At 64.2% G+C, this 20,782-nt stretch carries 20 protein-coding genes; 14 read left to right on the top strand and 6 right to left on the bottom strand.

The genetic code is table 11. The features are described 5' to 3' along the window. Window positions 1-641: 641 nt before the first annotated feature. The gene (gene xacF / locus NJQ44_RS17045; RefSeq protein ID WP_254272532.1) at window positions 642-2,081 is read right to left on the bottom strand and encodes a 2,5-dioxovalerate dehydrogenase; all 1,440 of its coding nucleotides are present in this window, start codon (window positions 2,079-2,081) and stop codon (window positions 642-644) included. 98 nt (window positions 2,082-2,179) lie between these two features. Between xacF and NJQ44_RS17040 the strand changes: the two genes are divergently transcribed. The 7 genes from NJQ44_RS17040 (at window position 2,180) to NJQ44_RS17010 (ending at window position 10,411) form a co-directional block, all read left to right on the top strand. Next, window positions 2,180-3,043 carry a fumarylacetoacetate hydrolase family protein gene (locus tag NJQ44_RS17040; protein WP_254272531.1) on the top strand — a complete coding sequence of 288 codons (864 nt, stop codon included), beginning with the start codon at window positions 2,180-2,182 and terminating at the stop codon, window positions 3,041-3,043. A gap of 354 nt (window positions 3,044-3,397) precedes the next feature. After that, a complete protein-coding gene (locus tag NJQ44_RS17035; protein WP_254272530.1) occupies window positions 3,398-4,633 on the top strand; it encodes a mandelate racemase/muconate lactonizing enzyme family protein in 1,236 nt (411 codons plus the stop codon). A gap of 154 nt (window positions 4,634-4,787) precedes the next feature. Continuing rightward, window positions 4,788-6,170, top strand: coding sequence for an ABC transporter substrate-binding protein (locus NJQ44_RS17030; protein ID WP_254272529.1), 1,383 nt, complete (start codon window positions 4,788-4,790; stop codon window positions 6,168-6,170). 51 nt (window positions 6,171-6,221) lie between these two features. After that, window positions 6,222-7,172 (top strand): carbohydrate ABC transporter permease, encoded by a 951-nt coding sequence (locus NJQ44_RS17025; protein WP_254272528.1) that lies wholly within the window; start codon window positions 6,222-6,224, stop codon window positions 7,170-7,172. 1 nt (window position 7,173) lies between these two features. Further along, the gene (locus NJQ44_RS17020) at window positions 7,174-8,106 is read left to right on the top strand and encodes a carbohydrate ABC transporter permease (RefSeq protein WP_254272527.1); all 933 of its coding nucleotides are present in this window, start codon (window positions 7,174-7,176) and stop codon (window positions 8,104-8,106) included. 2 nt (window positions 8,107-8,108) lie between these two features. Beyond that, on the top strand, window positions 8,109-9,257 hold the full coding sequence (locus NJQ44_RS17015) for an ABC transporter ATP-binding protein (protein WP_254272526.1): 1,149 nt from the start codon (window positions 8,109-8,111) through the stop codon (window positions 9,255-9,257). Then, window positions 9,257-10,411 (top strand): ABC transporter ATP-binding protein, encoded by a 1,155-nt coding sequence (locus NJQ44_RS17010; RefSeq protein ID WP_254272525.1) that lies wholly within the window; start codon window positions 9,257-9,259, stop codon window positions 10,409-10,411. The genes NJQ44_RS17015 and NJQ44_RS17010 overlap by 1 nt, the downstream gene beginning before the upstream one ends. 19 nt (window positions 10,412-10,430) lie before the next feature. Here NJQ44_RS17010 and NJQ44_RS17005 read toward each other — a convergent pair whose 3' ends face one another. Beyond that, window positions 10,431-11,204, bottom strand: a complete 774-nt coding sequence (locus tag NJQ44_RS17005) for an SDR family NAD(P)-dependent oxidoreductase (RefSeq protein ID WP_254272524.1) — start codon at window positions 11,202-11,204, stop codon at window positions 10,431-10,433. A 100-nt stretch (window positions 11,205-11,304) separates the two neighbouring features. On the opposite strand from NJQ44_RS17005, the gene NJQ44_RS17000 reads away from it, so the two are divergent. The 4 genes from NJQ44_RS17000 to NJQ44_RS16985 all read left to right on the top strand — a co-directional run bounded on the left by NJQ44_RS17000 (window position 11,305) and on the right by NJQ44_RS16985 (window position 15,656). Then, on the top strand, window positions 11,305-12,348 hold the full coding sequence (locus tag NJQ44_RS17000) for a zinc-dependent alcohol dehydrogenase (protein WP_254272523.1): 1,044 nt from the start codon (window positions 11,305-11,307) through the stop codon (window positions 12,346-12,348). Window positions 12,349-12,427: 79 nt separating this feature from the next. Continuing rightward, window positions 12,428-13,498, top strand: a complete 1,071-nt coding sequence (gene gfo6, locus NJQ44_RS16995) for a D-xylose 1-dehydrogenase Gfo6 (protein WP_254272522.1) — start codon at window positions 12,428-12,430, stop codon at window positions 13,496-13,498. Window positions 13,499-13,609: 111 nt separating this feature from the next. Then, window positions 13,610-14,374 (top strand): IclR family transcriptional regulator, encoded by a 765-nt coding sequence (locus tag NJQ44_RS16990; protein WP_254272521.1) that lies wholly within the window; start codon window positions 13,610-13,612, stop codon window positions 14,372-14,374. Window positions 14,375-14,681: 307 nt separating this feature from the next. Beyond that, window positions 14,682-15,656: a Gfo/Idh/MocA family protein gene (locus tag NJQ44_RS16985; RefSeq protein WP_254272520.1), complete on the top strand. Its 975-nt coding sequence runs from the start codon at window positions 14,682-14,684 to the stop codon at window positions 15,654-15,656. Window positions 15,657-15,681: 25 nt separating this feature from the next. Here NJQ44_RS16985 and NJQ44_RS16980 read toward each other — a convergent pair whose 3' ends face one another. After that, complete coding sequence (locus NJQ44_RS16980; RefSeq protein ID WP_254274349.1) at window positions 15,682-16,422, bottom strand: SDR family oxidoreductase; 741 nt, start codon at window positions 16,420-16,422, stop codon at window positions 15,682-15,684. Window positions 16,423-16,714: 292 nt separating this feature from the next. Here NJQ44_RS16980 and twy1 point away from each other — a divergent pair, with 292 nt between their 5' ends. Then, window positions 16,715-17,695 carry a 4-demethylwyosine synthase TYW1 gene (gene twy1 / locus NJQ44_RS16975; protein ID WP_254272519.1) on the top strand — a complete coding sequence of 327 codons (981 nt, stop codon included), beginning with the start codon at window positions 16,715-16,717 and terminating at the stop codon, window positions 17,693-17,695. 263 nt (window positions 17,696-17,958) lie between these two features. Here the strand turns inward: twy1 and NJQ44_RS16970 are convergent, their stop codons facing one another. Continuing rightward, window positions 17,959-18,378 (bottom strand): universal stress protein, encoded by a 420-nt coding sequence (locus NJQ44_RS16970; protein ID WP_254272518.1) that lies wholly within the window; start codon window positions 18,376-18,378, stop codon window positions 17,959-17,961. Window positions 18,379-18,474: 96 nt separating this feature from the next. Here NJQ44_RS16970 and NJQ44_RS16965 point away from each other — a divergent pair, with 96 nt between their 5' ends. Both NJQ44_RS16965 and rtcA read left to right on the top strand, forming a co-directional pair. Beyond that, window positions 18,475-18,789 (top strand): hypothetical protein, encoded by a 315-nt coding sequence (locus NJQ44_RS16965; protein WP_254272517.1) that lies wholly within the window; start codon window positions 18,475-18,477, stop codon window positions 18,787-18,789. 156 nt (window positions 18,790-18,945) lie between these two features. Then, a complete protein-coding gene (gene rtcA, locus NJQ44_RS16960; protein WP_254272516.1) occupies window positions 18,946-20,013 on the top strand; it encodes an RNA 3'-terminal phosphate cyclase in 1,068 nt (355 codons plus the stop codon). Here rtcA and NJQ44_RS16955 read toward each other — a convergent pair. Further along, entirely contained in the window at window positions 19,987-20,283 is a 297-nt protein-coding gene (locus NJQ44_RS16955; protein ID WP_254272515.1) for a hypothetical protein, read from the bottom strand. The two genes, rtcA and NJQ44_RS16955, sit on opposite strands and share 27 nt — an antisense overlap. A 63-nt stretch (window positions 20,284-20,346) precedes the next feature. Continuing rightward, window positions 20,347-20,763, bottom strand: coding sequence for a DUF7539 family protein (locus NJQ44_RS16950; RefSeq protein WP_254272514.1), 417 nt, complete (start codon window positions 20,761-20,763; stop codon window positions 20,347-20,349). Window positions 20,764-20,782 lie beyond the last annotated feature (19 nt).

The raw sequence follows: 20,782 nt of genomic DNA, 5'->3' as shown, positions 1-20,782 counted from the left end.
AGCTGTCGGTAGCGTCGGAAGACAATCAAAAACCTACGTAGACTTAGGAAATACCGGTATATGCTTAGCAATCCACTTGTAGAAAAGAAAAGAGGAAAATATGGCGAGAAATTAGGGCAAATATATTCATATAGGTTAGTTAGGTGGTTTTATGGGTCCAAAAGCTAAAGGAATCACAAATTCGAGGCTACTATCCTCTACGACACGGATATAGTCGCAGATATGTGTTCTACCGTGTGCAAGGACAACACTCGCGCCGGGGAGACTGCTTGCGACTATATCGGGCCGTCGTTCATCGGCGCAAACGAAGTATACCTGATGTCTGAAATGTCGTTCGGAATGGGTGAACGAGCCTGTCGTAACCGCGGCAATACCTGTTCTCATCGCCTGTGTTGCCGTTCCTGAAAGTACCGAATATCGGCAGTAGCCGCGTTCTCGTGGTGTGTCGACAATACACACGGTTGAGGTAACGAGGGTACGTTTGTTATTTTGGACGTTCATCCATTATGAACAGCGCTTCAGATTTGTGGCGGACTCTCCGTGGTAGCTGAACAGTAGTTCCAGTTCGACTCGGCGGCCGATAGCTACGACTGTACGGACCGAGCGGCGGATTCGGAAAGCCCCCCGTGGCATCGAGACCGTCAATAATTTAGATAGACCGTCTTGCTGAGGGTGTAGAAGTCGAGGGCGGCGTCGCCCTGTTCGCGGTACGTCTCGCTGGAGGAGGCTTTCATGCCGCCGAACGGGACGTGTAGTTCCAGACCCGTCGTCTTCTCGTTGACTTTCGCGACACCAGCGTCGATGTCGTCCACGAAGCGGTGCGCCTCTCGGAGATTCTGTGTCACGATACTGGCCGAGAGTCCCTGCTCCACGCCGTTGGCGACTGCGACGGCCTCCTCGTAGCTACTGACCGGGATGACCGACAGGACCGGTCCGAATATCTCCTCTTGGGCGATGCGCATGGCCGGGTCGACGTCGGCGAACACGGTCGGTTCGACGAAGTAGCCGTCACCGGCGTCTTCGGCGCGGCGTCCACCGGTTTCGAGGACCGCGCCTTCGTCTCTCCCGACGGCGATGTACTCGAGGGTGCTCGATAGTTCGCTGTCGCTGTTCTGTGGTCCCATGTCCGGGTCGTCCATCCCCGGACCGAGCGAGAGCGACTCGGCGTACTCGACGATGCGTTCGAGGAACTCGTCGTAGACGGCCTCGTGAACGACGGCCCGCGAGCAGGCGGTACAGGCCTGCCCGGTGACGCCGAACGCGCCGGACCCGACGATGTCGACGGCCGCGTCGAGGTCGGCGTCGGGCGTGACTACGGTGGGGTTCTTCCCGCCCATCTCCAACTGAACGCGCTTCTGGTCGGGCGCGGCGTTCCGGTAGACGATGTCGCCGACCGACTCGCTCCCGGTGAAGGAGACGGCGTCCACCCGGTCGTCGGTCGTGAGCGCCTCACCGACCGTGTCCCCGGGACCGGTCACGAGGTTGAGGACGCCGTCCGGGAGGCCCGCGTCGTCGAGGCATTCCACCAGGGCAGTGGCCGTGACCGCGGCGTTCTCCGCGGGTTTCAGTGTGACGACGTTGCCGGTCGCCAGCGCCGGTGCGACTTTCCACGCCGGGATGCCGAGGGGGTAGTTCCACGGCGTGATAGCCGAGACGATACCGATCGGTTCTGTTCGCACCGAGAGGGTGGTCGCTCGGGAACTACTGGACTTGACCGTCCCACCGATGTCGGCGGCCTTCGCCGCGTAGTAGTGGAAGATGTCTATCGCTCGCTGGACCTCCCCGGTGGACTCCGACCACGTCTTCCCCTCCTCCAACACCAGCGTCTCGGCGATTGCGTCCCGTCGCTCGGCGAGCAGTCGCCCGGTTTCGCGGAGAATCGCACCGCGTTCCGGGCCGGGTGTCTCGGCCCACGCTTCCCGGGCGGCCGCCGCGGCGTCGACGGCCGCCGTCGCGTCGTCTACCGTCGATACGGGGACTTCGCCGACGACTTCCGACGGCACCGCTGGGTTTCGACTCGGCATCGTCTCACCGGACGTCGAGTCGCGCCACTCGCCGCCGATATAGTTCTGACACGCCATTCCGTACCACGCATATCTCCGAATCAAATATAAAAGCACTCCGGTTGTGTCGGCCTGCTAGCAAAATCTTTTTAAATCATTAATGATTCTCTGGCCGTATGCAGTACTACCAGCTCAGTGACGGAGATACCGATCGGTTGGTCGCTTCGACGGACCGGGGTACGTACGACCTCACCGCGGCGAAACCACAGTTAGCGTCGTTTCGCGACCTTCTCGTGGCGGCCAGCGTCGCCGAGGTGAGTCCGGACGATATCGCCGCCCGACACGTCGAATCGGGGAACGAACTCGCCCCGGAACGCGTCGACACCGACCAAACCGTGCCGATTCACGCCGACGAGGTGTGGGCGGCGGGCGTCACCTACCAGATTAGCGAGGAAGCGCGCCGAGAGGAGAGCGACACGCCGGAGATGTATCTGAACGTGTACGACGCCGACCGGCCGGAGATTTTCTTCAAAGCGACGCCGAGTCGAACCGTGGGGCCCGGAGAGAAAGTCGGCATCAGACGCGACTCCGAGTGGGACGTTCCCGAACCGGAACTCGGTATCGTCCTCTACGAAGGCGAGACGGTGGGGTACACCATCGGCAACGACATGAGCAGTCGCTCTATCGAGGGACGAAATCCGCTCTACCTGCCACAGGCGAAGGTGTACGACCGTTGCTGCGCTATCGGTCCGAGCGTCGTGACGGACATCGACGACCCGCACTCGCTGACGCTTTCGATGTCGATTCACCGCGACGGCGAGTGCGTCTACAGCGGCGAGACGAACACCAGCGAGATGGTGCGTACCTGTGAGGAACTCGTCTCGTGTTACACCGCGCACAATGCCGTCCCCGAACTCGCCGTGTTGCTCACCGGAACGTCGTTGGTGCCCGAGGAGGGGTTCACGCTCCGCGAGGACGACCGGGTCGACATCGACGTGGAGGGTATCGGGACGCTGAGCAACCCCGTAACGACTGTCTGACCCGTCCGGTGTCGATACGTCCGGTCGCCGGTTCCCTCGTTTGGCAACTCGGCCCGCGCTCCCGTCGGATTTCGACGTTTGACTAGAACAAGTATTATTAATCGTCGAACCGTTCGGTGGCGCATGGAACGGCAATGTCCGCAGTGTCGAGCGATGGTACTGGCGCAACGCGCGGATGGCTGGGCGTGTCGCGAGTGTGGCTACGTCCCGCCTCACGGCGCGGATTGAGTCGGTGACGGCGGAACGCGCGGTGTCCGTGACGCCCGTGAGTACGGCCTGTCGACCCGACTGCTGGCCGGGTCTAGCGGTGTCCCGGAAGTGTTTTTATCATGGATATTCATCAGTCGGTGTCGCATGAACTACGCAAACTTGCGCGACCCTAACGCAGAGTACACTATGCGCGACCTCTCGTCCGGGACGATGGGACTGACCGAGTCCCGCGGCGAGCGGCGCGACGTCGAGATCACGGACGTGCAGACGGTCATCGTCGACGGAAACTACCCGTGGACGCTGGTCCGCGTGTACACCGACGCGGGCGTCGTCGGCAACGGTGAGGCCTACTGGGGCGGTGCGCTCCCCGAGATAATCGAGCGCCTCAAACCGTTCATCGTCGGCGAAAACCCGCTGGACATCGACCGGTTGTACGAACACATGGTCCAGAAGATGTCCGGCGAGGGGTCGGTCGCGGGCAAGGACATCGCCGCCATCTCCGGCATCGAACTCGCGCTTCACGACGCCGCCGGGAAGGTGCTCGACGTCCCCGCGTACCAACTGCTGGGCGGGAAGTACCGCGACGAGGTGCGGGTGTACTGTGACTGTCACACCGAAGACGAGGCCGACCCGGAAGCGTGCGCCGACGAGGCGGAGCGAGTCGTCGACGAACTCGGCTACGACGCCCTGAAGTTCGACCTCGACGTGCCCTCGGGCCACGAGAAAGACCGGGCGAACCGCCACCTCAGAAAACCCGAAATCGACCACAAAGCGGAAATCGTCGAACGGGTCACCGAGCGAGTCGGTGACCGGGCCGACGCCGCGTTCGACTGCCACTGGGCGTTCGCCAGCGGGAGTGCGAAACGACTCGCACGGGCCCTCGAACCGTACGACGTCTGGTGGCTGGAAGACCCCGTCCCGCCGGAGAACCACGACGTCCAGCGCGAGGTGACCGAATCCACCGTGACCCCTATCGCCGCCGGGGAGAACGTCTATCGGACGCACGGCCAGCGTCGCCTGATAACCGAGGAGGGCGTCGACATCATCGCGCCCGACGTGCCGAAGGTCGGCGGGATGCGCGAGACGGCCAAGATAGCCACCCTCGCGGATATGTTCTACCGTCCGGTGGCGATGCACAACGTCTCCTCGCCGATAGGGACGCTGGGGTCGGCCCACGTGGGGGCGGCGATTCCGAACGCCCTCGCGCTGGAGTACCACTCCTACGAACTCGGCTGGTGGGAGGACTTAGTCGAGGAGGACGGCCTCATCGAGGACGGCCGTCTGGCGATTCCCGAACGACCCGGACTGGGACTGACGCTCGACTTCGACGCCGTCGAGGCCCACCTGGCCGACGGACAGGAGATGTTCGACGAGGCGTGAGCGCGCACGAAGGCAGGACGACGGGTCGAACGAGTTACCGTGGAGGCCGCCGCCGGAACCGACAGCGGCGATAGCGGCGACCCCGGCGTGCGAGACGGTATCTACTCACAAATGCGATAGTTTTATATTCCCGTAGATAATCGCTCTATATCGTATGGTTGAACGTGACAAACCTGATTCGACACTCGACAGGCGTAGATACCTCGCGGCGCTGGGCGCTGGCGCAGCGCTCGGCATCGCTGGCTGTTCCGGTGATGGCGGCAGCGGCGACGGGGGGAGCGACGGTAGTAGTTCCGGGAGCGACGGCAGCAGCGACGGCAGCAGCGACGGCAGCAGTGACGGGTCCAGTGGCAGCCAGTGGAGCGAGACGCTAGAAGTACTGCACGGCTGGGCCGGGGGTGACGGGGAAGCGGCGATAAACGCACTCATCGACGAGTTCGAGAGCGCGTACCCGGATATGGAGACGGAGTTCCAGGCTGTCGGGGCGAGCGCGAACGTCAACCTCAACGCGACGATTCTCCGCCGGATGGTGAACAACAACCCGATGAGTTCGTTCGCCAACTGGCCGGGGAACAACCTCGAACGGTACCGGGGGAACCTGATGGACCTCGAAGCGGACGTCTGGGACGCGGAGGGGTACAAAGACGTGATGCAGGACCGCGCCGTCGAACTGTGTACGTTCAACGGCAAGATGTCCTCGGTCCCGCTCGGCTCTCACCGGATGAACAACCTGTTCTTCAACATCTCGGCCTTCGAGGAGGCCGGGGTGGACCCCCAGAGCCTCGACGGGATGGACGCGCTGATGGACGCGCTCGACGCCATCGACACGGAGACGGACATCACGCCGATGGGGCAGGCGATGGTCGCCCCGTGGACCGTCCTCCAACTGTGGGCGCAGGTGTTGCAGAGTCAGGCTGGCGTCGACGCGTACATGGACTTCATCGAGGGTAACGGTGACCGACAGGCCATCGTCGACTCGCTCGAACTCGTCAAGGAGATTCAGCAGAACTACATCACCAACGACGCCTCGTCGGTGAGCTTCACGGACGTCGGTGGCAAGATGATCAACGGCGAAGTCGCCTGTATGCACCAGGGGAACTGGCTCGCGGGCCAGTTCCGGGTGGACGACTCCTTCAACTACAAGGAGCACTGGGACTGGATTCCGTTCCCCGGTACCGAGGGGGTCTACGGGTACCACATCGACGCCATCGTGGCGCCCGCGAACAATCCCAGCGAGGAAGAGACCATCGCGTGGCAGAAGTTCGTCGGGACCAAGGAGGCTCAGATCGCCTTCAACAACCTGAAAGGGTCCGTGCCGCTCCGGACGGACATCGACCCGAACGAACTGGGCGACTTCATCGGCATGACCTACGAGGACCTCACGAGTTCCGAGCGGTACCCGCCGACCATCGCACACGGTCTCGCGGTGCCGCCGGAGCAGATGGGCGCCTGCAAGACGGCGATGAGCGAGAACATGATGGGGCCCTACGACACCGGGGCCGCGGCCGACGCACTGCTCGACGCCGTCTCCCAGTAACGGGACCGACACCAACACTATTTATTACCAAGGAACGAAACCAGTTTAGTTATGGATACGCACGAAACAGCAGAGGCCACACAAACGTCGGGGGAAGAAGTCGAATGGGAGACGAAGCTACGGTACTTCCTCAACAGCGACTTCGTTCGTTCCTCGCCGTACTGGGGGATTCCGTTCCTCATCATGGGCATCGCTGTCTACGGGGGGATGGGGTTCAACATCGCCATCTCGCTGACCGATGCCCGGGGCCTGACGCCACCGGATTACTCCAACCTCGACCTGGAGATGTACACGCAGGTACTCGGGAACGACGCGTTCTTACAGGCCACGCAGAACAACCTCGTTCTCCTCGTCACGTTCACGACGGTGTGTCTCTTGCTCGGGATGTTCCTCGCGATACTCCTCGACCAGGGGATTCGGTACGACGACAAGGTCCAGACCATCTACCTCTTGCCGATGAGCCTCTCGTTCGTCGTCACAGCCCAGATGTGGCTCTGGATGTTCAACAACAACAACGGGTTGCTGAACATCATCGTGACGACGTTCGGGTTCCAACCCGTCGACTGGATAGGGGACCCCTCGATAGCGCTGGGGTCCATCATCTTCGCACTCATCTGGCAGTTCAGCGGCTACACCATGGTCGTCTACCTCGCCGGTTTGCGGTCGCTCCCCGACGACCAGTTCGAGGCCGCGCGCGTCGACGGTGCGAGCACGGTCAAGACGTACCTCCGCATCATCATCCCGCAACTGAAGGAATCCTCGGTCAGTGCGGCCGTCGTCCTGATGGTGTTCGCGCTGAAAGCGTTCACCTTCCTGTACGCGTTGACCGGCCGATATCGGCCACCCAACGGGACGGACATTTTGGCGACGCTGATGGTTCGGCAGGCGTTCAAGTTCGGCAAGTGGGCCTACGCGGCGAGCATCGCGACGTACCTCATGGTTCTCGCGCTGGGCGTCATCGCACCGTACCTCTACTACCAGTACAGACAGGGGAGTCTCTAACATGTCACAGTCAACACCCGATACCAACTATGACGTCGCATCGCTCGTCGAAGAGTTCAATCTCGCCCGCATCGGCCAGTACGTGCTGGTCATCATCTTCATCGCGTTCTTCCTCGCGCCCCTCGAAACGGGCATCATGACGGCCCTGAAGACCAACGAGGCCGTCGCCCGCACGATTCCGCTGGCGCCGCCGACCAGCGAGGGATTCACGTGGGACAACCTCCAGTTCGCGTTCGACCGCCTCTCCGACGCGTTCTTCAACTCGCTGTTCATGGCGATTCCGGCGACCATCGGCAGCGTGCTGTTCGGTAGCATGGCCGCCTACGGTCTCACGATGGTTCGCTGGCGCGGTCAGATGGCGTTCCTGGTACTGTTCCTCATCGGTATCTTCCTGCCGTATCAGGCGGTGCTGGTGCCGCTGGCGCGGTTCTGGAACAACATCTTCCCGCTCGCGACGATGCTCGAACCGACGTTCGAAGCGCTGCCCATCGTCCAGGACTTCCACTCGAATCTCGTTCCGCTGCTCATCACGCACATCGCCTACGGGATTCCAATCTGTACGATTCTGTTCCGCTCGTACTATCAGAGCCTCCCGAGTTCGCTCGTGGAGGCGGCGAAGATAGACGGGGCGTCCATCTCGAAGATTTACCGCCGAATCGTCCTCCCCATCTCCAAGCCGATGTTCGGCGTCGTGTTCATCTACCAGTTCACCCAGATTTACAACGAGTTCCTCTTCGCGTTCACGCTGATTACTGGCGCTGACACGCCCGAGGCCGTGGTGACGCTCATCCTCCCGGCCGTCGGTGCGTCGACGTCCGGCATCGACTTCGGGGTTCGGATGTCCGCCGCGTTCCTCGCGGCGATTCCGACGCTCATCATCTACGTCGCCTTCGCGGAACAATTTGCGAAGGGTCTGCGGACGGGAGGTGGGTGACGATGGGTGAGATAAACATCGAGAACCTGACCAAGAAGTTCGGCGACACGACGGCAGTGGACAATCTGTCGCTCGACATCGCCGACAGCGAGTTCCTCGTGCTGGTCGGTCCGTCGGGGTGTGGAAAGTCCACGACGCTTCGCTGTCTCGCGGGGTTGGAGACGGTCACCTCGGGCGACATCTACATCGCTGGCGACCACATGAACTACCGCGTACCCCAGAACCGCGACATCGCGATGGTGTTCCAGGACTACGCGCTGTACCCGCACATGACCGTCCGCGGGAACATCAAGTTCGGCCTCGAAGAGGAAGACGGCTATACGAAGGAAGGCCGCGAGGAACGCGTCGAGGAGATAGCCGAGACGCTCGGCATCACCGAACTCCTGGACCGCAAGCCCGACGAACTCTCCGGCGGGCAACAGCAACGGGTGGCGCTGGGGCGGGCTATCGTCCGCGACCCCGAAGTGTTCCTGATGGACGAACCGCTCAGCAACTTGGACGCGAAACTGCGGGCGGAGATGCGGACCGAACTCCAGCAACTCCAGCACCGGTTCGACGTGACGACGGTGTACGTCACGCACAACCAGACGGAGGCGATGACGATGTCCGACCGCATCGCCGTGATGAACGACGGCGAACTCCAACAGGTCGGCCGACCGCTGGACCTGTATCACGCGCCCGAGAACCGCTTCGTCGCGGGGTTCATCGGCGAACCGATGATGAACTTCGTGACCGGGCGCAACGAGAACGGGACGTTCGTCGGGACGCACCTCGAATACCCGCTTGACGGGGACATCAGGGAGGACGTCAGCGGTACGTCCGCGGTCACGCTCGGGGTCCGACCCGAAGACATCGACATCGAGGCGGTGACCAACCCCGACGAATCCTCGCTCGGCGACCACGAGTTCCTCATGCACGTCTCGGTCGTCGAGCCACACGGCGACCAGAACGTCGTCCACTTGAACTTCCCGGACGACACGGCGGAGGAAGACCTCCTGCAAGCGCTCACCGGAGGCACCGATATCTTCGAGCAGGGGTCTACGGTCGTCGCCTCCGTCGACCCGCGCGACGTTCACGTCTTCGACGCGGAGAGCGGCGAGGCACTGCACAACAGACGCACCGCGACGGACGCGGAGGTGACTAACGTCTAATGGCCCGCTTGCTACTCGACGGCGTGACGAAGGTGTTCGCGGACGGCGAGGACGAAATCGTCGCCGTCGACGACGTCTCGATAGACATCCGCGACGGCGAGTTCCTCGTGCTGGTCGGTCCGTCCGGATGTGGGAAGTCGACGACGCTCCGGATGATCGCGGGGCTGGAGACCATCACCGAGGGCGAAATCAGACTCGGCGAGACGGTGTTGAACGACGTTCGCACGCAGGACCGGGACATCGCGATGGTGTTCCAGTCCTACGCGCTGTACCCCCACCTGACCGCCCGCGGCAACATGTCGTTCGGACTCGAGGAGTCCACCGACCTCTCGGACGCCGCCATCGACGAGCGCATCACCGAGGCGGCGACGATGATGGGCATCGAGGACTTGCTTGACCGCAAGCCTGGCGAACTCTCGGGCGGGCAACAGCAACGGGTCGCGCTGGGACGTGCTATCGTCCGCGACCCGGACGTGTTCCTGATGGACGAACCGCTCAGCAACTTGGACGCGAAACTGCGGGCGGAGATGCGGACCGAACTCCAGCAACTGCAGTCACAACTCGACGTGACGACGGTGTACGTCACGCACGACCAGACGGAAGCGATGACGATGTCCGACCGCATCGCCGTGATGAACGACGGCGAACTCCAACAGGTCGGCCGACCGCTGGAACTGTACCACGAACCCAACAACCTCTTCGTGGCCGAGTTCATCGGCGAACCCGCGATGAACTTCCTCCCGGGGCGACGAGAGGGCGCGTCGTTCGTCAGCGACCGAATCGAGTATCCGTTCTCCGCGGCCGTCAACGACGACATCGGCGACGCCGACGACATCATCCTCGGCGTCCGTCCGGAAGACGTGTCGATACTCGACGGGACGAACGGCGGGGGCGACCCGGCACACGAGTTCGAGATGACCGCCACCGTCGTCGAACCGATGGGTAACGAGAACGTCGTCCACCTGGAGTTCCCGGGCGAGACGACGGGGACGGAGGACCTCGTCGCCATCACCGAGGGACGGCGCGGGGTGGAAGAGAACGAGTCCGTGAGAGTCCGTATCCCGGAGGAGGCGATTCACGTCTTCGATACGGCCAGCGGCGAGGCGCTCCACGCCCGGCAACTGGAAATCGACCCACAGGCGCTTCGCATCTAACGAAGCCCACGTTTTCCGCTCAGAGTGCGCTGTCCGAGAAGCCGCCGTCGACGGTCAGCACCTCGCCCGTGACGTAGGAGGCGGCGTCGCTCGCCAGATAGACGGCGGCGCCGACTATCTCCTCTCGCTCGGCGACTCGTCCCAGCGGCGCTCGGTCGTCGATTTTCGCTCGCTTCTCGGTCCCTTCGGCGTACGTCTCGGCGTTCTGGGGCGTGATGACGAACCCGGGCGCGATAGCGTTCGCTCGAACGTCTGGTGCGAGTTCCTTCGCCGACGCGCGCGTGAAGGCTTCGACGCCGCCTTTCGCCGCCGCGTAGGCAGGCAGGTCCGCCATGGCGAGTCTGGCGGCGAGCGAGGAGATGTTGACGATAGCGCCGCCGTCGTCCATCGCCGGGACCATCGCCTGCGTGACCCGGCGGACCCCGTCCAGCGCCACGTCGGTGACGAAGTCCCAGTCCTCGTCGCTGATGTCGCGGACCGTCTCCCGCGAGATAGCGCCCTGCGAGGCGACGACCACGTCGATACCGCCCAACTCCTCGACGGCCGTCTCGCGGACGCGTTCGAGCGTGTCCATCTCGGTCACGTCGCAGGTGACGCGGGCGGTGTCCGCGCCGTGTGCCTCGATAGCCGCCGCCGTCTCCTCGACGGCGCTCTCTCGGCGACTGGTGGCGATAACGTCGGCCCCCTCTGCCGCGAACCCGAGGGCGATTGCCTGTCCGATACCGCTCGTGCCGCCGACGACCACTGCGCGTTTATCCGCAACGGTCACTGGCGTGTGCTCGTAGGAAACCATACTGGCCGTGTCTCGGCGTGTCTATTTGACGCTTGCGGAGGCCGCGAAACGCCGTGACGACAACCATAGAATTATTGTCCTCGAACGACTGCTGAGACGTATGCGTGGACTAGCGAAAGTGCGCCGTAGTCACGGCGCTATGGAGTTCGTCGACCGTTCCCGACCGTCGCCCGCCGCCGACGAGGCGCTCGTCGAGGTGGACTACGCGGGACTCTGCGGGAGCGACGCCGGTATCTACGAGTTCGAATCGGCGTTCGAACGGATGGACCTCCCGACGGTCATCGGGCACGAATACTCGGGCCGCGTGGTCGAAGTGGGCGAGAACGTGACGAAGTTCGACGTGGGCGACCGGGTCGTCGAACGGCCGATTCGGGGCTGTGGAGACTGCTATCAGTGCGAAATCGGGGAGTCGAACGTCTGTCAGAACGCGGTCATCACGGGCGTCGACCACGACGGGGCGTACGAGCAGTTCGTCGCCGTTCCCGAGGACGCGCTCCACCCGGTGCCCGACAGCGTCGAACAGCAACACGCCGCGATGGTGGAACCGACGAGCATCGCGGCCCGGGCGGTCATCGAGAACTCCCGGGTCACGGCGGGTGACCGCGTCCTGGTCGAGGGACCCGGCCCAATCGGCCTCCTGACGGCCCAGATTGCCGACGCACAGGGCGGGACCGTGGTGGTCTCCGGCGTCGGACAGGACGCGCAGTACCGGCTTCCGCTGGCCGAGGAACTCGGCTTCGAGACGCTCAACGTCGCCGAGGCGGACGTGGAAGCGCGCCGCGAGGCGGTCACCGACGGCGTGGGCTACGACGTCGTCTTCGATACGACGGGCCACCCCTCGGGACTCCCCTCCGCCGTCGACGAGGTCCGGAAGGGCGGCCAGATAGTGCTCGTCGGACAGACCGGCGAGACGACGATGCCGTACTCCCCGCTGGTCCGGTCGGAAATCGACCTCCAGTGCTCGTACGCGTCGATGTACGACGACTTCGACCGCTCGCTCCGCCTCATCGACAGCGGCGACGTGGACGCCGAGACGTTCATCGACGACCGCTTCTCGCTACTGGACGCCGACGAGGCCTTCGAGGCGTTCGTCGCGGGCGAAACCTGCAAGCCGGTGTTCGACGTGTCGGCGCTGTACGACTGATCTGGGTAACCCGAACAATATCTCCGAGAACTGACTATTTGACGAAGATTTTACTTCGTGTCCCCGGTAGCCTGTAGCGATGAAAGATTGGCTCGACAGCTACGACGACCGCGATTGGCAGACGACTACCGACGGCACGGTCCGGTACGCGCTCCTGGGTCTCGGCTGGTGGACTATCGACCTCGCGCTCCCGGCTATTCAGGAGTCGGACCTCGGCGAGGTGACGACGCTCGTGAGCAGTTCGTCGGAGAAAGCACAGCGCCTGGCCGACGAGAACGGCGTCGACCACGGCATCAGCTACGACGAGTTCCACGACGGCGCGGCCACCGACGCGTACGACGCTATCTACGTGGGGACACCGAACGCCTATCACCTCGAATACGTCGAGAGCGCGGCCGCACACGGCAAGGCCGTCCTCTGTGAGAAGCCCATGGAGTCGACCGTCGAACGGGCCGAACGGATGGTCGAGGCCGCCGAGAGCGCGGACGTACCGCTGATGATTGCCTACCGGATGCAGACAGACCCCGCCGTCAGGCGCGCGAAGGAACTGGTAGCCGACGGCTTCATCGGCGACCCGGTATCCGTCTACGGCAACAACAGTCAACCGCTGTTGCAGATGATTCCCGACCACGACCAGTGGCGACTGGACCCGGACCTGTCGGGCTACGGAACGTCGGTGATGGACCTCGGCATCTACTCGCTCAACACGACGCGGTTCATCCTGGACCGGGACCCGGTCGCGGTGCAGTCGCAGATGAGTTCGCACCACGAGGCGTTCGAGGACGTGCCGGACGAGCGCTCGGGGGCGTTGCTCACCCTCGAAGACGGCGTGAAGATGGTCACGACCGACAGTCAGCGCGCCCACGAGGACACGCAACTCAAGATTACGGGGACGGCGGGGCAAATCGACCTCCGCCCGGCGTTCCACGGCCAGTGTACGATGCACCTCGCGCGCGGCGAGATGACGGCGACGGTGTCCCACGAGGCGTTCGACTCCCAGCGAGAGATGCGCGAGGAGTTCGACTTCTTCGCGGACCGCGTGCTCACCGACGGGGAGATAGTCGCCGACGGCCGCCACGGACTGCAGGATATGCGGACGATTCGCGCCATCCACCGGGCCGCAGAGAGCGGCGACGTGGTCGAACTCTGAGGCCGGGAGCGCAGCGAACGGACCGCTCAGATGGCGCGACAGGGATTTTTCCCACACTGGTGAAACTACGGAAAAAATCAATTTTTTGTAGGTCTGTCCCGAGGTATGAGTATGGCGAGCACAGCGCAAAACCCGGTCAAATCTGTCGGAACGACGTTCGACATCCTCAACGGGTTGAAAGAGTTGGGCGGCGCCCGGGTGACGGAGCTGGCACGGCACCTCGACCTGCCCAAGAGCACGGTCCACAACTACCTCAGTACGCTCGAACAGGAGGAGTACATCGTCAAGGACGGAACCGAGTACCGCGTCGGCCTCCGGTTTCTCGAACTGGGGGCGTTCTCGCGCCACGAGCGGAAGCTGTTCCAGATAGCCAAACCGGAGGTCGACCGGTTGGCAGACGAGACCGGCGAACTCGCCAACATTCTGGTCGAAGAACACGGTCTCGGCTCCTATCTGTACCGCTCGTACGGTGAGCGCGCGGTCCGAGTGAAAGCCCACGTCGGAACCCGCGTGCCGCTTCACACGACGGCGCTGGGCAAGGCGGTGCTCGCGTATCTCCCCGTCGAACGCGTCGACGAAATCGTCGACCGGCACGGACTGACCGAGAACACCGAACAGTCTATCAACAGTCGCGCGGAACTGGACGAGACGCTCGATGCCATCCGGGAGCGAGGCGTCGCGTTCGACGACGAGGAGCGCCTCAACGGCCTCCGCTGTGTCGCCGCGCCCGTCCTCGACAACAGCGACGACATCATCGGGGCCATCAGCGTCGCGGGACCGACGAACCGGTTTCGCGGCGACCGGTTCCGCGAAGACCTCCCGCAGAAGGTGCTGGAAGTCGCGAACGTCATCGAACTCAATTTCACGTACTCGTAGGACTCGCCGGGTACCCGCCGCGTGGGACCGCGTGAACGGGGCGATACCGCGGCGCTCCACTGCCGCGCCCCGTTCACCAGCGGTGAACGGTCGGTGGCCCGCTGAACGGGCGAATGACGGCCACACTGACGGGGCGAGACGGCGATTCAGCCTCGCAGACCCTCCGCCTGCCCGTTGCACTTTCGCGCGACGGAGATACCAGTAGTGCGTGTATCACCTCCGCCGTTTCGTAGCGGTGAACCAGGGTGGTCTCTCGTGGCAGTCGAACGACCGCTACACTTATTCGGCCGTCGCTCGCGTTCCGAGTATGCGCTTCGGTGTCATCAGCACTGCCGATATCGGTATCGACTCCGTCATCCCGGGTATCGTCGCGAGCGACCACGAGTTCGGGGCTATCGCCTCCAGAGACGCGTCGCGGGCGCAGGCGGTCGCAGACCGATTCGACGCGCCGACTGCCTACGGGAGCTACGACGCGTTGCTCGCGGACGACAGCCTCGACGCGGTGTACATCCCGCTCCCGAACGGCCTTCACGCCGAGTGGATTCGACGGGCCGCCGACGCGGGCCTGCACGTCCTCTGTGAGAAACCGCTCACGGGCAGCGCCGAGGAGACGGCCGCCGTGTTCGACTACTGCGAGGACCGCGACGTCGTCCTCATGGAGGCGTTCATGTACCGGTTCCACCCGTTGACAGAGCGAGCGGTCGAGATAGTCGACACCGAACTCGGCGAGGTCCGCAACGTCACGTCGACGTTCACGTTCCGGATGCCCGACGGGGCCGAGGACATCCGACTGGACCCGGCCTTAGACGGCGGGAGCGTCATGGACGTGGGTTGTTACGCTATCAGCGCGGCCCGACTCTTCCTCGGGGACCCCGAACGCGTCTACGGCGTGACCAACGACGGGCGCGACTGCGGGGTCGACACCGAGATGACGGGGATTCTGGAGTACGAGGGCGGTGCGACGGCCCGCGTCCAGTCCGGGTTCGAGACGCCCCTCACGCAGTACTACCGCGTCGAGACGACAGACGGGTGGCTACGGGCGGAACCGACCTTCGACATCGGCGTCGACAACGGGACGCAACTGACCTACAGCGACGGCGACGAGACGATGACCGAGCGGTTCGACCCGACCGACCACTACCGGCTAGAGGTCGAGCACTTCGCCGACTGCGTCGAGGCCGGCGAGACGCCGCGAATCGACCGCACCGAGAGCGTCGCCATCATGTCGATTATCGACGCACTCTACGAGAGCGCGGACGCGGGCGGTCCGGTGACGCTCTAGTGAATCGGGACGAGGCCGCCGGTTTTCAGAAGTGCGAGAGCTTATCCCGCCGGTACAGGTCCAGCGAGGTCACCGAGTTCGGCGGCTGCTGGCGGACGGCGTAGGCGATGGCGTCGGCCACTTCGATGGGTTCGGTCACCTCGCCGGGCTCGAACGTCTCCTCGGAGGGGGTCCCGCTCTCGGACCCGAACTCCGTGCGGACTTCCGTCGGATTGATACAGGAGACGGCGACGCCGTCCTCGCCGATGCTGGCCTGCAGGCTGATGGCGAACCCGCGCGTCCACCACTTCGTCGCGGCGTAGACCGGATTGGCCGGTCGCGGGTGGTTCCCGGACATGCTCCCGAGGAAGACGAGATGGCCCTCGGACTCGACCAGGTGCGGGATTGATTCGCGGGCGGTGTAGAACATCCCGTCGACGTTGACCCCGGTCATCAGGCGATACTCGTCGTCGGTGAGTTCGCTGACGGGTTCGTCGACGGCGAGGCCAGCGTTACACACCGCGATGTCGAGGCCGCCGAACCGGTCGACGGTGGCCTCGACGAGCGCCGCGACGGCCTCGGAGTCGGTCACGTCCGTCGGGACGACGGCGACGTCGCTGTCCGTCGCCTCGCGTATCTCCTCGGCCAGCGATTCCAGTCGCGCCTCGCGGCGAGCCGCGATAGTCAGGTCCGCGCCGTCTTCGGCGAGGACGCGCGCCGTCGCGGCCCCGATACCGGAACTCGCGCCGGTGACGACGGCTGTCTGGCCCTCCAGTGGCTCCTCCATACGGGTCGGTCGTTCCGCCATGCTCCCGCTGAAGGCACCGTCGAACAAATGCGTTTCCCCACACGGGACCGGAGCGACAGAGCGTCCGTACGAATGTCCGTATTGGCGAATACGTTCACATATTTGGGCTATCTACATACAAAAATGCGGTCTTGAAGATAGCCTCTCGTCCGAATGTCGACCCCGTCTCGTAGCCCGCCGAAACGGCCCGTTCTCCCCGGTCTCTCTGTCGCCGTTCGCTATCCCCGCTCAGACGAAAGGTTGTTTGAGACTGGACTGCGATGAAGTCCCAATGAGCGAGTCCGACGACGGTCCGAAACAGGTCTCGGACCCGGCCTACCACAGCGAGAACCACACCGCGGCCCAGACCTGTGGCTGGACGAAAAACGCTCTCCGCGGGGAGGGGAAGTGCTATAAGTACATCTTCTACGGCATCGAGTCCCACCGCTGTATCCAGATGACGCCGGTCGTCAAGTGCAACGAGCGCTGCGTCTTCTGCTGGCGCGACCACGCGGGCCACGCCTACGAACTCGGCGACGTGGAGTGGGACGACCCGGCGGCCGTCGCCGACGCCTCCGTGGAACTCCAGAAACGCCTCCTCTCGGGATTCGGCGGCAACGAGGAGGTGCCCCGCGAGGTGTTCGAACAGGCGATGGAACCGCGTCACGTCGCCATCTCGCTGGACGGCGAACCGACGCTGTACCCCTACCTCCCGGAACTCATCGAGGAGTTCCACGACCGGGACATCACCACGTTCCTCGTCTCGAACGGGACCAATCCGGAGATGCTCGCCGAGTGCGACCCGACGCAACTGTACGTCTCCGTCGACGCGCCCGACAGAGGGACCTTCGACGAGACGGTGAAAGCCGTCGAGGACGACGCGTGGGACTCGCTGATAGACACTCTCGACGTCCTCGCCGAGAAAGACGAGACGCGGACGGTCATTCGAACGACGCTCGTCAAGGACCACAACATGCATCATCCGGAGTGGTACGCGGCGATGTGCGACCGGGCGGACGCCGACTTCGTCGAGATGAAGGCGTACATGCACGTCGGCCACTCGCGGGGTCGGCTTGACCGCGACTCGATGCCCAGCCACGAGGAAGTCCGGGCGTTCACCGAGGAGATGGGCGCGTACCTCCCCGACCACGGCACGCTCAAGGAAGTCGAGGAGTCCCGCGTGGCGATGCTCGCCCGCGAAAAGAACACGTGGGTTCCGAAACTGGAGAAGGGAAGCGAGTTCTGGGAGCGCGACGCGCTAGTCGAGTACTGAGTACGGTCGGTCGGCGCGTCCGCCTCGCTGGAAGCCGTCGTGCTCTGGACGCACTCACCGCAGTCCGGCCTTGTGGCGAAGGAAGCAGTTTATGCGGGTATATTCGCCAGTATTGTCTGTACTTGCGGGTATATGTCACTGAAAACAGCGTATTTATGGCACTGACTGTCGGATTCGAACCGAAATACCGGAGACGGTCACACCGCTCTCTGGACCGTCGCACACGGGTGCGTCCGGAACGAACAGCGACTCTCTGAAAACTCTCAGATGACGAGGACGTGGCGGTCGGTGTCGTCCAAGACTCGCTCGACGATACTGCCTCGCTGTCGGCGGTGCGAGTGGCCCTGATGACCCATCACGAGGAGGTCTGCCTCGATTTCGTCGGCGTAGTCGACGATGAGTTCGGCGGGTTCGCCGTGTCTGACCGCTCGTTCGACGACGATACCGCGTTCGTTGGCGCGGCCGACCAGTTCCGAGAGGAGGTCGGACCCTTCCGTGTCGAGTTCGTCGATGAACATCGCGACGCTCCCCAACGCGGGTTCGCCGTAGAGGTGCGTGTCGACGACGAAGAGGGTGTGGACGACGGCGTCGTTCTCCTCGGCTAGGCGGAACGCGACTTCTGCCGCCTTCTCTGCGTGTTCGCTACCGTCGGTGGGGACGAGAATCGTCTCGTACTGGCTCATCACACTACCGTTCGAAGCGGTGACACAAATACGCTTCCGCCGGTCCGAGGAGTCGCCGCCGAAAAGCGGATATGGTGTCAACGATAAGTCAGGTGTATGGTCGAGACACAGTTAGCCGAACTCGGCAAGAAGCAGGTGCGGTACCGCGACCACACGTGGGAACTCACGGGGAACGTCGATATTCGGGACCGGGGGACGCTCCTCGCTGTCGAAGTGCGACAGGTCGACGAGGTGCGCCACCCGACGGCGACGCTGTTTTTCGGCCTCGACGAGCAGTCGCCGTCACTCAATCCGGGGAACCTCGGCCACCACTTCGATAGGCTCGAACAGACGGCGGAGGGCTACCGTCTGGTGGTCAAGACGGACGGACGGACCTACCGGTACGACCTACAGCGGATGGAGTACGACTGAGCGCGGTGGGTGGTCGCGACGGTAACGGCATCCTATCGAAACCTAACGGACGTACGCGTGTTATCGTAATAGGGCCGATACCGTCGCGGTAACCCCGTCGTATCGGCGTCGTCCGTCGCGGGTACCGCCGCTTTCCGCCAGACGGGCTAGCTATAGGTGCGTCCCGGCCCAACCGGCACGCGACTCGTGACGCTCCGCATCGACGGAACCGAAGGCGGCGGGCAACTCCTCCGAACCGCGCTGAGTCTGGCCGTCGTCACGGACACGCCGTTTCGCATCGACCACGTTCGCGGCGCGCGGCCGACGCCGGGCCTCCGGCCACAGCACCTCGCGGCCGTGACGCTCGCCGCCGAGTGCTGTGAGGCCACGGTTCGCGGTGCCGAACTCGGGTCGCCGACGCTGACGTTCCGACCTGGCGCGTCGCGCACGCGAACACTGACGGCGGCCGTGGCGACGGCGGGCAGCGTGACGCTCCTGTTCGATACGCTGTTACCGATTGCGGTCCTCGACGACGGCCCGTACGCGCTCACCGCGACCGGCGGGACCGACGTGAAGTGGGCACCGACCGTCGCGTACTACCGCCACGTGAAACTGCCACTGCTCGCTCGTTTCGGCGTCGACGCCCGGATTTCGCTCGGCCGAACGGGTTATTACCCCGCTGGCGGCGGGCGGGCGACGCTCAGTACCGGCGACTCGTCGCTCGCACCGGTCGAACTCACCGACCGCGGCGCACTGGACCGGGTCGACATCTACTCGAAGGCCGCGGCGGTCCTCGAAGACCGCTCGGTGGCCGCCCGACAGGCGACGCAGGCGAGCGACCGCCTCGCCGCCGCCGGTTTCTCGGCCGAGGTCCGCGCCGTCGAGTACGCCGAGACGCACTCGGCGGGGTCGTCGCTCCTGCTCTGTGGCGTCTACGAGGGAACGCGTCTCGGCGTCGACGCGCTCGGCGAACGCGGCCGCACGTCGGAGGCCGTCGCCGACGGGGCGGTCGACCGATTTCTGACGGCCCACGAGAACGGCGCGCCGGTCGACGAGCACATGGGCGACCAGTTGCTCGTGTTCCTCGCGCTGGCGGGCGGCCGCCTCCGCGTCCCACGGGTCACGTCGCACGTGCGGACCAATCTCGACGTGTTACGGCGGTTCGGTGCGGATATCGGAATCGTCGGCGGTGAGGACGGTCCGGCGGTGGTCGAGGCGTCACCCCATCCCGCCGTCTCGCGGTGAGTCACGTCTCGATTTTCCGAGGATGGTCCGGGCCTGCGACCGTGCGTTCGGTCTCCCGGCGGCGTTCGGAATCAGGACCGATCGGAGGACCCACTCGTCGCTCCCGCTCCGTCGCCCGGTGCGGATTTTGCTCCCCGGGGCGCCGTCCGTGGCGACGTTCGTGGCCCAATCGGGCGTCCGAATCTCGCTGAACTCGTCAGGGTCGCGAAAGCGCGCGTGATAGTACTCGCCCTCCAAGCCGACGAACTTCGGGTCGGGGAGGTCCGTCATGGTCGGCGAGTGGACCGCGTCGCTGACAGTTCCTCGCCCGGCGACAGCGGTTCCAGAACCGCCTCAGCCCCGCTCCATCTGATCGAAGAACGCGTCGAGTTCGGTCTGGAGGTAGCGCGTCACTCGCTCGGCGTAGTCCCAGAGCACGTCGTTGAGTTGCTCGCGGGTCGGTTCGTCCAGGCTCTCCTCGCCGCGATAGCCGTCGTAGGGAATCTCCGGATGGGCGATACAGACGACGGCGGGACCGTCGTCGGCACCGCCCGCGGTGACGATGCCGTACTCGTCGGCGTTCCAGAGGCCGTCGCCGGTCCGCCGGACCATGTCGGCGTCGATTCTGTCGAGGAGGGCGAGTTCCTCGTCGGTCAGTACCGCGGACGCCCCCTCGAAGAGGTCGGCGTAGGCGCTGTCGCGTGCCGCGTAAGTCCAGCCGTCGAGTTGTTCGCGGACGCGCCGGAGTTGCGTTCTGTCGCTCGCTGCCATACCTGTCCCTACGCGGGCA

Source organism: Haloarcula marina, assembly GCF_024218775.1.
Lineage (GTDB): Archaea > Halobacteriota > Halobacteria > Halobacteriales > Haloarculaceae > Haloarcula > Haloarcula marina.
This window is presented reverse-complemented; position numbering and strand designations above follow the sequence as displayed.

What these genes read in the sequence shown, in the direction of transcription:
- xacF (WP_254272532.1), bottom strand. Translation starts at nt 2,081, where the DNA reads ATGGCGTGTCAGAACTATATCGGCGGCGAGTGGCGCGACTCGACGTCC.
- NJQ44_RS17040 (WP_254272531.1), top strand. Translation starts at nt 2,180, where the DNA reads ATGCAGTACTACCAGCTCAGTGACGGAGATACCGATCGGTTGGTCGCT.
- NJQ44_RS17035 (WP_254272530.1), top strand. Translation starts at nt 3,398, where the DNA reads ATGAACTACGCAAACTTGCGCGACCCTAACGCAGAGTACACTATGCGC.
- NJQ44_RS17030 (WP_254272529.1), top strand. Translation starts at nt 4,788, where the DNA reads ATGGTTGAACGTGACAAACCTGATTCGACACTCGACAGGCGTAGATAC.
- NJQ44_RS17025 (WP_254272528.1), top strand. Translation starts at nt 6,222, where the DNA reads ATGGATACGCACGAAACAGCAGAGGCCACACAAACGTCGGGGGAAGAA.
- NJQ44_RS17020 (WP_254272527.1), top strand. Translation starts at nt 7,174, where the DNA reads ATGTCACAGTCAACACCCGATACCAACTATGACGTCGCATCGCTCGTC.
- NJQ44_RS17015 (WP_254272526.1), top strand. Translation starts at nt 8,109, where the DNA reads ATGGGTGAGATAAACATCGAGAACCTGACCAAGAAGTTCGGCGACACG.
- NJQ44_RS17010 (WP_254272525.1), top strand. Translation starts at nt 9,257, where the DNA reads ATGGCCCGCTTGCTACTCGACGGCGTGACGAAGGTGTTCGCGGACGGC.
- NJQ44_RS17005 (WP_254272524.1), bottom strand. Translation starts at nt 11,204, where the DNA reads ATGGTTTCCTACGAGCACACGCCAGTGACCGTTGCGGATAAACGCGCA.
- NJQ44_RS17000 (WP_254272523.1), top strand. Translation starts at nt 11,305, where the DNA reads ATGCGTGGACTAGCGAAAGTGCGCCGTAGTCACGGCGCTATGGAGTTC.
- gfo6 (WP_254272522.1), top strand. Translation starts at nt 12,428, where the DNA reads ATGAAAGATTGGCTCGACAGCTACGACGACCGCGATTGGCAGACGACT.
- NJQ44_RS16990 (WP_254272521.1), top strand. Translation starts at nt 13,610, where the DNA reads ATGGCGAGCACAGCGCAAAACCCGGTCAAATCTGTCGGAACGACGTTC.
- NJQ44_RS16985 (WP_254272520.1), top strand. Translation starts at nt 14,682, where the DNA reads ATGCGCTTCGGTGTCATCAGCACTGCCGATATCGGTATCGACTCCGTC.
- NJQ44_RS16980 (WP_254274349.1), bottom strand. Translation starts at nt 16,422, where the DNA reads ATGGAGGAGCCACTGGAGGGCCAGACAGCCGTCGTCACCGGCGCGAGT.
- twy1 (WP_254272519.1), top strand. Translation starts at nt 16,715, where the DNA reads ATGAGCGAGTCCGACGACGGTCCGAAACAGGTCTCGGACCCGGCCTAC.
- NJQ44_RS16970 (WP_254272518.1), bottom strand. Translation starts at nt 18,378, where the DNA reads ATGAGCCAGTACGAGACGATTCTCGTCCCCACCGACGGTAGCGAACAC.
- NJQ44_RS16965 (WP_254272517.1), top strand. Translation starts at nt 18,475, where the DNA reads ATGGTCGAGACACAGTTAGCCGAACTCGGCAAGAAGCAGGTGCGGTAC.
- NJQ44_RS16955 (WP_254272515.1), bottom strand. Translation starts at nt 20,283, where the DNA reads ATGACGGACCTCCCCGACCCGAAGTTCGTCGGCTTGGAGGGCGAGTAC.
- NJQ44_RS16950 (WP_254272514.1), bottom strand. Translation starts at nt 20,763, where the DNA reads ATGGCAGCGAGCGACAGAACGCAACTCCGGCGCGTCCGCGAACAACTC.